Source organism: Blastococcus sp. SYSU DS0533 (assembly GCF_054050775.1).
Genome location: NZ_JBJGZZ010000002.1, coordinates 337,315 through 351,016, shown reverse-complemented (window position 1 = coordinate 351,016; position 13,702 = coordinate 337,315). Strand labels below are relative to the sequence as shown.

Sequence of the window (13,702 nt, the reverse complement as noted above, 5' to 3'; positions counted from 1 at the left end):
GCGGAATCTCTCCGCCTTTTCCGCCGTTCATCCCTCTGACTCCCCGGTTGCCTGGGTACTGCCCTGGCCACTCGGACGTCGAGTCCCGACCGACACAAGCACGAGAGGACGGTGTGCCATGGGTGAGCGTTCCCTGCGGGGCAGCCGACTGGGCAGCGTCAGCTACGAGACCGAGCGGAACACCGCGCCCATCGAGCGCCAGTACGCCGAGTACCGGTGCCCCTCGGGCCACCTGTTCACGGTGCCCTTCGCCGACGACGCGGAGCTCCCCGACACCTGGGAGTGCAAGTTCGACGGCTCGGCGGCGAAGCTGGTCGGTGGCAGCGAGCCGGCGCCCAAGAAGGTGAAGCCCCCGCGCACGCACTGGGACATGCTGCTGGAGCGCCGCAGCGTCGAGGACCTCGAGGAGGTCCTCGCCGAGCGCCTCGAGGTGCTCCGCGGTCGGCGGACCCGCGCCAGCTGACGACGGACCCGCCTCCGAGGCGGGCGGTACCACCGTCTTCCGGACGGCCCCGGTGGAGCGATCCACCGGGGCCGTTCGTCGTCCGGCGACGACGTCACCGGTCCCGTGGCAGCGGATCAGGGCCGCTGCTCGGGGTCCCGCAGCACCTCGCCCTCGATGACGAGCGGCTCGTGCGCGCCGTGCGGATCGGTCGCGTCCACCGGTGCGGCGCGGGTGCTGCCGACGCGGACCGGCCCGCGCAGGTGCTCGGGCAGCCGGGCGAGCACCACCCGCCGGAGGACTCCGCGCACCAGGCCGCGCGTGCCCGGCAGCAGGCACAGCAACCCGATCAGGTCGCCGAGGAAGCCCGGCAGCACCATGAGCAGCCCGCCGACGGCGACGAGCCCGGCGTCGCCGAGCTCACGGCCCGCGGCCTCGCGCGAACGCGCCCGCTGCCGCAGATCGGCCAGCGTGCGCCGGCCCTGGCTGGCCAGCAGGACCCAGCCCAGCGCGCTGGTGACCAGGGTCGCGACGATCGTCCACCCCAGGCCGATCCAGGCGGCGACCAGGAGGAAGACCACCAGCTCCGCCAGCGCGGTCAGCCCCACCACCGTGCGCAGTCTCCGGCGCACCACGTCAGCCACGTCGCGTCTTCCCTTCGGTCGTCCCCGCTGCGCCCCTGCCGGCTCCGGCCGACGGGGGCGCTACCGCCCGGCCGGGTCGGCCGTGCCGGTCACCGGTCGGCGCACGCGTCCCGGCAGCCAGTCGGCCAGCCGGTCCTGCACGCCCCACGCGGTCACGCGGGCCCACGCCTCTCCAACGATCGAGCCGGTCATCTTGCTCCGGCCGAACGCCCGTTCGGTGAACGTGATGGGGACCTCCGTCACGCGGGCCCCCGCCCGCACCGCCCGCCAGGCCCAGTCGACCTGGAAGCAGTAGCCCTCGCTGGCCACCTCGTCGAAGGGCAGCCGGTCGATCAGCTCGGCCCGTGCGGCCCGGAAGCCGCCGGTGGCGTCGTGCAGCGGCAGCCGCAGCGCCCAGCGCGTGTAGCGGTTCCCCGCCCGCGAGAGGAGCAACCGGTGCGCAGGCCAGTCCTCGACCCGGCCGCCGGCGACGTAGCGGGACCCCAGCACGAGGTCGGCGTCGGCCAGGGCGGCGAGCAGGTCGGGCAGCTGCTCCGGCGCGTGCGATCCGTCGGCGTCCATCTCGACGAGCACGTCGTAGCCGTGGGCGCGCGCCCAGCGGAAGCCGGCGACGTACGCGCGCCCGAGGCCGGCCTTGGCGCTGCGGTGCAGCACGTGGACGCGTGGATCGGCGACGGCCCGCTCGTCGGCGATCGCCCCGGTGCCGTCGGGCGATCCGTCGTCGACCACCAGGGCGTGGGCCCCCGGCACGCTGGCGTGCAAGCGGTCCAGGACCCGCGCCAGGTTCTCGGCCTCGTTGTAGGTGGGGATGACCACCAGGACCTGTCCGGTCACCCCCGCGCCGCCCTGCGACGCCGCACGACGGCCTGCAGCACCGCCCCGACGGCGAGAGCGGTGAGCAGCGCCTCCGGCAGCACGCCGACGCGCTGGGCGACCGTGCGGTCGTCGCGCTGGGCGATCTGCTCCACGAACACCGCCGGCTCGAACAGCTCGGAGGAGCGCACGACGGTGCCGTCCGGGGCCACGACGGCCGAGATGCCGCTGGTCGCCGCCACGGCGACGCTGCGCCCGAACTCGACCGCCCGCACCCGGCTCATGGCGAGCTGCTGCGCGCTCTCGTCCGTGTAGCCGAAGGTGGCGTTGTTGGTCTGGACGACGAGCATCCCCGCACCTTCGTCGACGACGTCGCGCACGAGGCTGTCGTAGACCACCTCGAAGCAGATCAGGTCGCCGAGGCGGATCCCTGCCACGTCGAGCAGCCCCACCTCGTCGCCCGCGGCGAAGTCGCGGCGCACCAGGTCGACCTTCTCGCTGAAGAGCCGGAAGAAGTGGCGGGCGGGGACGTACTCGGCGAAGGGCACCGGGTGGCGCTTCACGTAGGTCTGCCCGGGCCCCTCCTCCGGGAGCCAGACGATCGCGGTGTTGCTGATGAACTCGCCGGGCCCGTCCACGACCGCCCCCACGAGCACCGGCGCTCCGACGGCGTCGGCCGCGCGTTGGATCTGCGCCGCGGCGTCCCCGTTGCGGTAGGGGTCGATGTCCGAGCTGTTCTCCGGCCACAGGACGACGTCAGGGCGCGGCTGCCGGCCGGCCGCGACCTCGTCGGCGAGCCGCAGCGTCTGCTGGACGTGGTTGTCCAGCACCGCCCGGCGCTGCGCGTTGAAGTCCAGGCCGGCTCGGGGCACGTCACCCTGGATCACCGCGACGGTGCTGGTCGGGCCGCCCTCGGTGAGCGACTCCCCCGGAAGCGGCAGCCAGGCCAGCGCACCGACGAGCGGGACGGCCAGCACCCCGGCCAGCGCGGCGGCGACCCTGCGCATCCCCCCGGTGCGGGCGCCGGCGGCCGTGCGCGCGGCGGCCAGGAGCGCGGCCGCCAGCAGGGTGCCGACGAGGGCCACGGCGAACCCGACCAGCGGGACGCCACCGTAGGCGGCGTACGCCAGCAGCGGCCCGTCGGTCTGGGAGAAGCCCAGCCGCCCCCAGGGGAAGCCCCCGAAGGGGAACCGGCCGCGCACGGCCTCGACGGCCACCCAGAGCGCGGCCGCCCACAGCGGCCAGGCCGGGAGCCGGGAGGTGAGCGCGGTCAGCCCGCCCAGAGCGGCGAGGTACAGCGCCTGGCTGACGGCGAGCGCCAGCCACGGGAAGGCGCCGACGTAGATGCCGGTCCACGACAGCAGCGGTACGAAGAACGTGAGGCCGGTGACCAGGCCGAGCCAGAGACCGGTGCGCAGACCCCGTCCGTGGACGGCGACGGCGAGAGCGGCCGGGCCCAGGACGGCCAGCGCGACCAGGTCGTACCCGGGGAACGCGAGGAACATGGCCAGCCCGCCGGCGGCGGCCACGAGCGCGCGCCACGGCGCGCGGGACCAGCGGGCGCGCCGTGCAGCTGACGGCGGCGCGGTCGGATCGGCACCACCGGGGCCGGCCGTCCGCGGGAGCGTCCCGGTCCCCGGCCCGCCAACGCCTGCGGGCACCCAGCGCCTCCCCGGTGCAGCCGCCCTGCGCGGGCGGGACGTCCCCGCACCGTTCGGGCGGGGTCCGGACCGCGGTGTCACGCGGTCCCGACCCAGCATCCCATCCCGGCGGCGCCGGTGAGCGCGCCTGTCGCCGCGCCACCCGTCCGGGCCGCCGCACCCCTGCCCCGGACGCGCCGGCGGTCGCTCCCCGCGGACGGCGCACCTTCGGGCCGGACGGCCGGTCGCTGGGTGCGACCGGCGCGACCGTTGTCTGATGGTGCGGGTCCGCGCGGGCTCCGCCGGTGTACCCGCCTGCGCTCTCCGGCCGGCCCGCCCACCCCCTGCGGCCCGGGTGTGGTCCCGGGAAGGGACGCCGGCCGGAGGGGCGGACGCGCCTGCCGGGAGGGTGCGCGTGCGGTGCTCCCGGTCAGGAACTGCAGGGACTGTAAGAACGGCGCGGCTCGGTATCGGCATCCTGGACACCTCCGGGTCGGAGTGTGATCCGATCGTTACATTCCGTCGCGTGCCCTCACGACACGTCCACCGGGCGACCGTCGACCACGAGCCCCGCGCAGGCCGGCCGGCCGCGTCCCTCGAGGACACCCGACAGCCCCTCGTCGGTGGCCCACAGGGCCAGGTCGGCCGGGGCCCCCAGGGCCAGCGGCCCAGCGGGGTGCTCGGCCCGCACGGCGGCCCAGCCGCCGTGCGTGGCGGCATCGAACGCGTCGAAGGGGCGCATCCCGGACGCCGGGTTGTGGTGGTCGACTGCGGCGTGCACCGCGCCCCAGGGATCCAGCGGGGTGACCGGCGCATCGCTCCCCAGCGCCAGCGTGACGTCGGCGTCCGCGAAGTCGGCGAACGGGTTCGTGCCCAGGGCCCGGTCTACGCCGAGCCGCTCGGCGTACATCCCCGAGTCGCCGCCCCACGCCGCGTCGAAGGCCGGCTGCACGCTCGCGACCATCTGCCACTCCCGCATCCGGTCGATGACCGTCGCCGACGGCATCTCCAGGTGCTCCAGCCGGTGGCGGCAGGCCCGGACGGCGGCGAGCCCCAACTCGGCGACGACCACGCCCACGGCCTCCAGGACCTGCTCGACCGCGGCGTCGCCGATGACGTGGAAGCCCGCCTGGATGCCTTCCGCGGTGCAGGCGCGGACGTGCTCGACGAGCGCGGCGGAGTCGTACCGCAGCGCGCCCGAGGTGTCGGGACGGTCGCTGTAGGGAGAGCTGAGTGCGGCCGTGTGCGAGCCGAGGGCGCCATCGCAGAAGAGGTCTCCCCCGGCGCCGGCGAGCCCGAGCTCGCGCACGAGCGCCAGCCCACCCCGCTGGGAGAGCTCGCCCCAGTAGCCCACGACCCGCGGGCCGGGGACCTCCGCGGCCAGGGCCAGCAGCTCCCGGAGGTCGTCGGCCGAGGACACCTCCGGGCCGGCCATCTCGTGCAGGCTGCCGATCCCGAGCGCGGCGGCGGCCCGGCGGGTGGCGTGCTGCGCGGCAGCCCGCTGCGCCGGCCCCACGGCTCCGTAGGCGGCCTGGCGGGCCGCGTGGTGGGCGTCCAGGCGCAGCCGCCCGTCCGGCGAGAAGCCCGGGAGCTCCGCGATACCGGGGACGAGGTCGAGCAGCGCGGTGGAGACCGTGGCCGAGTGGACGTCGACGCGGGCCAGGTAGACCGGCCGGCCGCCGGCCACGGCGTCGACGTCGGCACGCGTGGGCCCCCGCCCCTCGGACCAGCCGGTCTCGTCCCACCCGGTGCCCAGCACGATCCCGGCCGGGGCCGAGGCGACGTGCCCGCGGACGGCGGCCATCGCCTGCGCAAGGCTCGAGCTCGAGTGGAGGTCGAGACCGGTGAGCGCGAGGCCGGTCGCCGTCGCGTGCACGTGCGCGTCCACGAACGCGGGGGTGAGCAGCGCGCCCTCCCCCTCGATCACCCGGTCCGCCGGGGGCGCGTCCGTCGCGGCGCCCGTCCAGGCGATCCGCCCGTCCACGACGTGCAGCGCACGGCCGGGCCGGTCGCCCACCCGCACGTCGGTGAGCAGCAGGCTCACGTCGGTCCCCCCCTCGCCGCCGGCTGCCGGGACGGCGGGCCGGCGAGTAGGAGACCACGACCTCGTCCGGCGGGATCCGGGTGGCCGGTTCGGCGGGGCGGCGGTAGGCAGGAGCGATGGGCGACGAGGCACCGGAGGTGCGGATCGGACGGCTGCGCCTGCGCCCGTGGACCACGGACCCGGCGGACGTGGCGCGGCTCGGCGATCTCTACGGCCGCACCGAGGTCACCCGCTGGCTGGGCGGCGCGCCGTCGGTGCCACCCGCCGAACTCGTCGAGCGCTGGGCGGAGGTGCACCGGCGGGACGAGCGGTTCCTGTGCTGGGCGATCGAACGTCCCGACGGCGTCCCAGCGGGCACGGTGCTGCTCAAGCCGCTGCCCCACGGCGTCGGCGAGGTGGAGGTGGGGTGGCACCTGCACCCCGACTCGTGGGGGCACGGCTACGCCACCGAGGCCGCGCGAGCGGTCATCGACCGCGCCTTCGAGCTCGGGCTCCCGGAGGTGTACGCCGTCGTCCGGCCCGGCAACGAGCCGTCGATGGCGGTGTGCCGGCGCCTGGGCATGACGCCGCTGGGGCGGCTGCGCCGCTGGTACGACGTCGAGCTGGAGGCGTTCCGCCTCATGGCGCCGGTCGTGGTCGAGTGAGCCCCCGGGCTCAGCGGCGGAGCAGCCCGGTGAGCCGGGCGAGCGGCGACTTCTTCTTCTGCTTCACCGCACGGCCGGCGGCGCGCACCGTGTCGGCGGCGGCCGCCTGCGACGGCGTCGGCGCCGTCCCCCCGAGGTGGGCGGGCAGCCACCAGCGGTCGTCGTCCCCGGCCGGCTGGTCGGGGTAGCTGCGCTGCGCCTCGTCGAGGAGCGCCTCCATGGCGGTGCGGGTGCGGTCCAGCAGGGCGCCGATCTGCTCACCGGGCGCGGCCACGATCGGCTCCCCCAGGAGCACCGTCACGGGGATGCCGCGGCGCAGTTCCACCTTGTGGTTCTTCGTGGCCACGCGGTGCCCGCCCCAGACGGCGGCCGGGATGATCGGCGCCCCGGAGTCGATGGCCATGCGGGCGGCCCCGGCTTTGAGGTCCTTCACCGTGAAGCTGGTGCTGATGGTCGCCTCGGGGAAGACGCCGACGACCTCGCCGTCCTTGAGCGCGCGCACAGCCGCCTCGAACGCGGCCGAGCCCGCCTTCCGGTCGACCGGGATGTGCTTCATGGCCCGCATGAAGCGGCCGGCGAACCAGTGCTCGAACACCGGGGACTTGGCCATGAACCGGACGAGGCGGTGCTGCGGCAGCGCCCCGAGACCGAGGAACGTGAAGTCGAAGAAGCTCACGTGGTTGCTGCAGATGATCGCTCCGCCGGTGGGCGGCACGTGGTGCGAACCGCGGACGTCGAACCGGAACCGGAGCAGGCGGAAGACGACCAGGGCCAGCCGGATGATGGCCCGGTAGGGCTTGTCCCGCGGGTCGGGCGAGGACCCGAACAGGCCGGGACGGACGACGTCGCGCCAGCTCGCGGTGTACATGGCGGGAATCTAACCGCTGGCCACGGCGGCTGCCCGGGGGGTCGCCTCCCCCGCGGTGGTGGCCTCGACGGCCGCGCGGACGACGGCGGCGAGGTCCCCGGTCTCGCGGTGCACCTGCCGCTGGAGGTCCGCTCCCGTGCCGCGGGTGAGGAGGGCGGCCACCCCGTCGCGCACCCGCTGCTCGTCCCCCGCGTCGGCCAGGGCGGGGCGGACGTGCTCGAGCAGGTCGGCGAGGACGTCGCCCGCAGGAGCCGGCCGGCCGGTGCGCGGGTGCACCAGCTCGCCGGAGAGGCCGGAGCGGGAGGCGCGCCAGCCGGCGAGGCGCAGCACCTCGGCCGGCGCCTCGGGGACCGCTCCCCCTTCTCGCGCCTCCCGGGCGGCGGTCTCGACGAGGCCGCGCACCAGCCCGGTGAGCGTGACCGCGTCCTCCACCCGCAGCAGGACGTCTGCCGTGCGGATCTCGACGGTGGGCCAGTTGGCCGAGAGCCGGGCGTCGAAGTACACCATCCCGTCGTCGAGGACGGTCCGAGTCGCCAGAACCGCGTCGACGAGCCGGTGGTACTCCGCAGCGTCGCGGAACGGACCGGTGGGACCGGCGGAGGGCCACCGGTGCCAGACCTGCGACCGGAAGCTCGCGTAGGAGGTGTCGCGACCCTGCCAGAAGGGCGAGTTGGCGCTGAGCGCCGTCAGCACCGACAGCCAGATGCGGATCCGGTTGAGCACCGCGACGCCCTCCTCGTCGTCGGCCACCGACACGTGCACGTGGCAGCCGCAGGTGAGCACCTCCTCGGCGGTCCGCCCGAAAGCCGCGTGCAGCCGCCCGTACCGCTCCCCCTCCGTGGGCACCGGGACCACGTCGACCGGTGAGGTGGCGAGCGCGGCGACGCGGGCGCCCACGGCGGAGGCCGCGGCGTCGGCCCGGGACCGCCAGTGCCGCAGCTGACCGGCGACCTCGGCCAGCGTGCCGCACACCGGCGTCCCGAGCTCGAGCTGCTGCGCCTTGAGCTCGGGCACCAGGTGGGCGGTCTCCGGGACGACGACGTCGCCGCCCTGCTCCTGGAGGTCGTGCTGGTGCACGTCCTCGCCCTCGCCCCGCCGCGCCGCGACGGCCAGGACCTCCGGCGCCCGGTCGACGGGGGTGCCCTCCTCGTCGACCACCAGCAGCTCCTCCTCGACGCCCACGGTCCGCACGGGTCCATGATCCGGAGGACGGTCGCCGGTCGCAGCGCCGAGGGGCGGCGTCGGTTCTCCGGCGTTGTTGCTGCGGTGGCGCCCGGAGGGCGCCGTGGTGTTCGTCTCGGCAGGTGACGACAACGAAATGTCGTTGGTTTGTTGGGGATAACGGTAGTATTGCCACCATGCCCCGTGCGTGGCAGCAGCCGCTGCCCGACATGCCCGCTCTGCCACCGGCACGCGCCTGGGCGCGGCTACGGCCGCCCCCGGGGTACGAGGACCAGTGGCGCCGCCTGGCCGATGCCGCCGTGGAGCTGGACCGGGGCCCCGATGACCTCGCTGCCGAGGGGCTCGAGGAGCTGGCCGCCGCGCGCGGGTGGAAGCCGGCCACCGTCGCGCTGTACAGCAAGGTCGCCCGGTACGGCGGCCTTGCGCTGCCGCTCCCCGTCACCCCGGAGCCGGATCCGCCCCAGCTCGACCTTCGCCCGCTCACCCGCATCCGAGCAGAGGACCCCGAGCACCTGCGGTCGGTGGCCTGGTGCGCGCTGGCGCTGGGCTGGCCGGCCCCCGTGGGCACCTTCCGGTCGCTGCGGCGGGACCAGGTGCGGGCCACCGCGCGGCGCCTGCTCGTCACGACCGACGACGGCGAGTGGGCGGTACCCGGTGCGCTCACCGCCTGGCACGCCTGGGAGGCGACGCGCGGGCAGTTCCCGGCGCTGGCCGCGAGCCCGTGGGTGCTGCCCGCCCTGCGTCGTGGCCCCGGCCTGGACTCGCGCGTCGGGGGCCGGTTGTCCAACCAGGCGCTGCAGGCGACGTTCACCAAGCACGTCCGCTCGACCGTGGGCTACCTCCGGGCCACGGTCACGCCCTCCCGGCGGGAGGCGGTGGAGGAGCTCGCCGTCGCCTACCGGTTGCTCTCCTACGACAGCTACCGCCGGCTGGCACTGGCGGCCGGCGCCCCGCCGGTGGGGGCCCGGGGCGTGGTGCGGGCCGCGCGGGCCACCGCCCGGTCGGCCCGCGCCGTCGGCTGAGGCGGCGGCTCACAGCAGGGTCAGCTGCTCACCCGGACCGGTCGGCTCCGCTGCGGAGCCCGCGCCCGGAGCCCCTGCTGGGAGGCTGCCGGCGGGGAAGCCCACCTCCTCGTCGCCCGGGACCCCCTGGACCTCCACCTGCCGCGCCTCTCCTCCGCGCTGCCGATCCAGCCCGTGCCGGGCCAGCAGGGGCGCCACCTGGCGGGCCAGCCAGGTGCGGTACTCCGCCGGCACGTAGGCCCGGCGGGCGTAGAGCCGCTCGTACCGCGCCACCAGCTCCGGGTGGGCGCGCCGCAGCCAGGCCATGAACCACTCCCGGGCACCGGGGCGCAGGTGCAGCGGGATCACCGTCACTCCCGTCGCACCGGCCGCGGCGATCGCCCCGAGCGCGGCGTCGAGGTGCTCCGGGGAGTCGGTGAGACCGGGCATGACGGGCGCGAGGAAGACGCCGCAAGGCAGCCCCGCGTCGGCGAGGGCGCGGACCAGTTCCAGCCGTGCGCGCGGTGCGGGCGCGCCCGGTTCGAGCGCGGCGTGCAGGTCGTCGTCCCAGATGGCGATCGAGACGCCCAACCCCACCGGGACGTCGCGGGCGGCGGCCGCCAGCAGCGGGACGTCGCGCCGCAGCAAGGTGCCCTTGGTGAGCACGGAGAAGGGGGTGCCCGAGCCGGCGAGCGCCTCGATGATCCCCGGCATGAGCCGGTAGCGGCCCTCCGCGCGCTGGTAGGGGTCGGTGTTGGTGCCCAGGGCGACGTGCTCGCGGTGCCACGACGGCCGGGCCAGCTCCCGGCGCAGCACCTCGACCAGGTTCGTCTTCACCACGACCTGCCTGTCGAAGTCCCGGCCGGAGTCCAGTTCCAGCCACTCGTGCGTCCGGCGGGCGAAGCAGTAGACACACGAATGGGAGCAGCCGCGGTAGGGGTTGATGGTCCACGGGAAGGGCATCGCCGACTCCCCCGGTACGCGGTTCAGCGCGCTCTTCGACCGCACCTCGTGGAAGGTCAGCCCCGGGAACTCGGGCACCTGCACGCTGCGCAGCAGACCCCGGATGGTGGGCATACCGGGCAGCGCCCCGGGCTCGTCGAGGTCCAGCCGCTGGGCGTCCCACCGCATACCCCATCCGAACACACGTTCGAGAGGGTGTCCACCCGGTCAGATCGGCGGGCGGGCCTCGTAGGACGTGGAGAGCACGACCGTCGTGCGCGTGGTGACGTTCGCGGCCGCCCGGATCTCCTTGAGCAGGTTCTCCAGCGCGTCCGGGGAGGCCACCCGCACCTTGAGGATGTAGCTCTCCACCCCGGCGACGGCGTGGCATTCCTCGATGGCGTCGAGGTGCGCCAGCAGGGCCGGTGCGTCGTCGGTCTGCGCGTCGGTCGGGGTGATCGACACGAACGCCGTCAGCGGCAGCCCGATCTGCGAAGCGTCCAGCGTCGCCCGGTACCCGGTGATCAGGCCGCGCTGCTCGAGCCGGCGCACCCGCTGGTGCACGGCCGAGACCGACAGCCCCACCCGCTCGGCCAGCTCGGTGTAGCTCGCCCGCCCGTCGCGCGCCAGCGCCGCCATGAGCGCCCGGTCGACGTCGACGGCGCCGGGCTCAGCCGGGGAGTTCGACGAGCCCACGGGGACCGTTGTTCAGCACGCGGACCCCGTCGTCGGTGCAGACGACGATGTCCTCGATGCGGGCGCCGTGGCGGCCGGGCAGGTAGATGCCCGGCTCCACGGAGAAGGCCATGCCGGGTTCGAGCGGGAGCCGGTTGCCGGCCACGATGTAGGGCGCCTCGTGGGAGTCCAGCCCGATGCCGTGGCCGGTGCGGTGGATGAAGTAGCCGCCCCAGCCGGCGTCGGCGATGACCGTGCGGGCGGCGGCGTCGATCTCCTCCGCGGGGACCCCGGGGCGCACCGCGGCGGTCGCCGCCTGCTGCGCGGCCTGCAGCACGCCGTACCACTCGGCGACCTCGGCGTCCGGGCCGCCGCCGACGACGTAGGTGCGGGTGCAGTCGGAGCGGTAGCCGGTCGCGGTCTCGCCGCCGATGTCGACGACCACCAGGTCACCGGCCTCGACGACCCGGTTCGAGAGCTCGTGGTGCGGGCTGGCCCCGTTCGGGCCCGACCCCACGATGGTGAAGTCCACGGAGACGTGCCCCTCGGCGAGGATCGCCGCGGCGACGTCGGCCCCCACCTCGGCCTCCGTGCGCCCGACGGTCAGCCACTCCCCCATGCGCGCGTGCACCCGGTCGATCGCCGCACCCGCCCGGGCCAGCTCCTCGACCTCGGCCGGCGTCTTCACCATGCGCAGCTGGTCGACGACCGGCGACGCCAGCTCCAGCACCGCACCGGGGAGCGCGCGCTGGACGCCGAGGGCGTGCTCGGCCCACGTGCGGGAGCCGACGGCGACCCGGCCGGGCGCGGCGCCCAGGCGGCCGACGGCCGCACCGGCCAGGACGGCGAAGGCGTCGTCGGTCTCGTCCCACGCGAGGACCTCCAGCCCCAGCGCGCCCGCAGGGCCGGCGTCCACCATGGGCGCCTCCAGCCGAGGCACCACCAGGAAGGGCTCACCGCGGCGCGGCACCGCGAGGGCGGTGAGCCGCTCCATCGCGTGGGCGGCGTAGCCGCACAGGTAGCGCAGGTCGGCGCCCGGGGTGAGCACGAGCAGGTCGATCCCGAGCTCGCCGGCGACCGCGCGGGCGGCGTGCAGGCGGTCGAGGGTCACGAGCGGGCCGGCGCCGGCCGGTTCTGTCACGGTTCCCACCGCCGCAGAGTAGCCAGGCGGGACGGGGGTGCTCCCGAATCGTTGCCGGACCGCTACCGTCCGCGGACGTGGGCGAGCGGACGACGGACCAGCGGACGACGGCACCCGGCGCCGGAGGTGCCCGGGCGTGACCACGATGCTGCTGGACGCCGCGTCGCTGTACTTCCGGGCCTTCTACGGCGTCCCCACGAGCGTCACCACGCCCGACGGGCGGCCGATCAACGCCGTCCGCGGCTTCCTGGACATGACGGCGCGGCTGGTCACCGCCCACCGCCCGGACCGGCTGGTCGCGTGCTGGGACGACGACTGGCGGCCGGCGTTCCGGGTGGCGGCGCTGCCGTCCTACAAGGCGCACCGCCTGGCGCCCGACGGCGGAGAGGAGACTCCCGACGAGCTCGGCCCCCAGGTGCCGGTGCTGGTCGAGGTGCTGGCCGCGGCGGGGATCGCCCGCGTGGGCGCCCCCGGTTACGAGGCGGACGACGTGATCGGCACCCTCGCCACCCGGGCTCGCGGCCCGGTCGACGTCGTCACCGGTGACCGCGACCTGTTCCAGCTCGTGGACGACGCGCGCGGGGTGCGCGTCCTCTACACCGCGCGCGGCATCTCCGACCTGGAGTACGTGGACGAGGCCGCCGTGGCCGCGAAGTACGGCATCCCCGGCCGGGCGTACGCGGACTTCGCGGTGCTGCGGGGCGACCCCAGCGACGGGCTGCCGGGGGTGGCGGGCGTGGGGGCCAAGACAGCGGCGGCGCTGATCGGTGAGTTCGGCGACCTGCCCGGCATCCGGGCGGCCGTGGCGCGCACCGTCGTCCCGTCGCCGCCGCTGACCGCGGCGGTGCTGAGGAAGCTGCACGCGGCCGCGGACTACCTCGACGCCGCCCCGGTGGTGGTCGCCGTGGCGAGGGACGTCGACCTGCCGGCCGTGGAGGGGGCGCTCCCGCGCTCCCCCGCCGACCCGGCGGCGCTGGCCGCGCTCGCCGAGCGGCACGGGCTGCAGTCCTCGCTCGGGCGCCTCGCTGCCGCCCTGGGCTGGCCGGCCGACGCGCTGGGCTGAGCGCGGGTCAGGCACCGGTCAGGGCTCGCTCCAGGTGTAGCGGGCCTCGTCGGCATCGGTGATCTCGATCCGGAGGGTGACCTCCTCCTCGTCGGCCGTGACACCGCTGCACTCGTAGGTGGCGCCCGGCTCCACGTGCATCTCCTGGTCGCAGTCCAGCGTCACGGCGACGCCCTCGCGCTGCTCGAACTGCGCGGCCACGTCACGTTCGACGGCCGAGCGGGAGAGGACCGTCGGCCCGGTCGTCGTCGCCAGGAGCGCCACCCCGGCGACCACCGCGAGCGCGACGGCGGCGAGCAGCAGGAGCGACCCGGTACGACGGCGGCCCCCGGAGGGTCGAGGCGCCGGGGGGCCGTAGCCGGGACGGGGCGTGTCCGGGACCCCGTGGCCCGGCCCCCCGTGCGGCGCGGGCGCCGGGTACGGGACGGGACGCGTCGCCTGCGGCGAGAAGCCGCCGTAGGGCGGGTGCCCGCCGGGCTGCGCCGGCTGTCCGCACGGGGGCTGCCAGCCCTGTTGATGCGGCGGCGGGCCGTACGGGGGTCGACCGGAGGGCCCGGGCCCCTCCTGCGGCCGGTCGCCGTAGGGCGGCTGGGTCATCGTCGC

14 protein-coding genes are annotated in these 13,702 nt (G+C 75.9%); 4 read left to right on the top strand and 10 right to left on the bottom strand.

Annotated elements, in window-relative coordinates; all coding sequences use genetic code 11:
• The first annotated feature begins 118 nt into the window (after positions 1-118).
• Positions 119-463, top strand: coding sequence for an RNA polymerase-binding protein RbpA (locus ACI79W_RS04765; RefSeq protein ID WP_091932539.1), 345 nt, complete (start codon positions 119-121; stop codon positions 461-463).
• Between the two features lie 116 nt (positions 464-579).
• Here the strand turns inward: ACI79W_RS04765 and ACI79W_RS04760 are convergent, their stop codons facing one another.
• The 4 genes from ACI79W_RS04760 to ACI79W_RS04745 all read right to left on the bottom strand — a co-directional run bounded on the left by ACI79W_RS04760 (position 580) and on the right by ACI79W_RS04745 (position 5,583).
• Positions 580-1,086 carry an FxsA family protein gene (locus ACI79W_RS04760; protein ID WP_456560923.1) on the bottom strand — a complete coding sequence of 169 codons (507 nt, stop codon included), beginning with the start codon at positions 1,084-1,086 and terminating at the stop codon, positions 580-582.
• A 60-nt stretch (positions 1,087-1,146) separates the two neighbouring features.
• On the bottom strand, positions 1,147-1,920 hold the full coding sequence (locus tag ACI79W_RS04755; protein ID WP_456560922.1) for a polyprenol monophosphomannose synthase: 774 nt from the start codon (positions 1,918-1,920) through the stop codon (positions 1,147-1,149).
• The gene (gene lnt, locus ACI79W_RS04750) at positions 1,917-3,428 is read right to left on the bottom strand and encodes an apolipoprotein N-acyltransferase (RefSeq protein WP_456560921.1); all 1,512 of its coding nucleotides are present in this window, start codon (positions 3,426-3,428) and stop codon (positions 1,917-1,919) included. Before lnt ends, ACI79W_RS04755 begins: the two co-directional genes overlap by 4 nt.
• A 643-nt stretch (positions 3,429-4,071) precedes the next feature.
• Positions 4,072-5,583: an amidohydrolase gene (locus tag ACI79W_RS04745; RefSeq protein WP_456560920.1), complete on the bottom strand. Its 1,512-nt coding sequence runs from the start codon at positions 5,581-5,583 to the stop codon at positions 4,072-4,074.
• Positions 5,584-5,699: 116 nt separating this feature from the next.
• Here ACI79W_RS04745 and ACI79W_RS04740 point away from each other — a divergent pair, with 116 nt between their 5' ends.
• A complete protein-coding gene (locus tag ACI79W_RS04740; RefSeq protein ID WP_456560919.1) occupies positions 5,700-6,227 on the top strand; it encodes a GNAT family N-acetyltransferase in 528 nt (175 codons plus the stop codon).
• Between the two features lie 10 nt (positions 6,228-6,237).
• Here the strand turns inward: ACI79W_RS04740 and ACI79W_RS04735 are convergent, their stop codons facing one another.
• Both ACI79W_RS04735 and ACI79W_RS04730 read right to left on the bottom strand, forming a co-directional pair.
• Complete coding sequence (locus ACI79W_RS04735) at positions 6,238-7,095, bottom strand: lysophospholipid acyltransferase family protein (protein WP_456560918.1); 858 nt, start codon at positions 7,093-7,095, stop codon at positions 6,238-6,240.
• Positions 7,096-7,104: 9 nt separating this feature from the next.
• Positions 7,105-8,286, bottom strand: coding sequence for a carboxylate-amine ligase (locus tag ACI79W_RS04730; RefSeq protein ID WP_456560917.1), 1,182 nt, complete (start codon positions 8,284-8,286; stop codon positions 7,105-7,107).
• A gap of 167 nt (positions 8,287-8,453) precedes the next feature.
• On the opposite strand from ACI79W_RS04730, the gene ACI79W_RS04725 reads away from it, so the two are divergent.
• The gene (locus ACI79W_RS04725) at positions 8,454-9,299 is read left to right on the top strand and encodes a hypothetical protein (RefSeq protein WP_456560916.1); all 846 of its coding nucleotides are present in this window, start codon (positions 8,454-8,456) and stop codon (positions 9,297-9,299) included.
• A 9-nt stretch (positions 9,300-9,308) separates the two neighbouring features.
• On the opposite strand, the gene ACI79W_RS04720 is transcribed toward ACI79W_RS04725, so the two are convergent.
• The 3 genes from ACI79W_RS04720 to ACI79W_RS04710 are packed head-to-tail and all read right to left on the bottom strand — an operon-like array spanning position 9,309 to position 12,045.
• Positions 9,309-10,409, bottom strand: coding sequence for an Rv2578c family radical SAM protein (locus ACI79W_RS04720; RefSeq protein WP_456560915.1), 1,101 nt, complete (start codon positions 10,407-10,409; stop codon positions 9,309-9,311).
• Between the two features lie 39 nt (positions 10,410-10,448).
• Positions 10,449-10,916, bottom strand: a complete 468-nt coding sequence (locus ACI79W_RS04715; protein WP_456560914.1) for an Lrp/AsnC family transcriptional regulator — start codon at positions 10,914-10,916, stop codon at positions 10,449-10,451.
• On the bottom strand, positions 10,891-12,045 hold the full coding sequence (locus ACI79W_RS04710; protein ID WP_456560913.1) for a M24 family metallopeptidase: 1,155 nt from the start codon (positions 12,043-12,045) through the stop codon (positions 10,891-10,893). The genes ACI79W_RS04715 and ACI79W_RS04710 overlap by 26 nt, the downstream gene beginning before the upstream one ends.
• 136 nt (positions 12,046-12,181) lie before the next feature.
• Between ACI79W_RS04710 and ACI79W_RS04705 the strand changes: the two genes are divergently transcribed.
• Positions 12,182-13,099, top strand: coding sequence for a 5'-3' exonuclease (locus tag ACI79W_RS04705; protein WP_456560950.1), 918 nt, complete (start codon positions 12,182-12,184; stop codon positions 13,097-13,099).
• Between the two features lie 18 nt (positions 13,100-13,117).
• Here ACI79W_RS04705 and ACI79W_RS04700 read toward each other — a convergent pair whose 3' ends face one another.
• Complete coding sequence (locus ACI79W_RS04700; RefSeq protein ID WP_456560912.1) at positions 13,118-13,696, bottom strand: DUF4333 domain-containing protein; 579 nt, start codon at positions 13,694-13,696, stop codon at positions 13,118-13,120.
• Positions 13,697-13,702 lie beyond the last annotated feature (6 nt).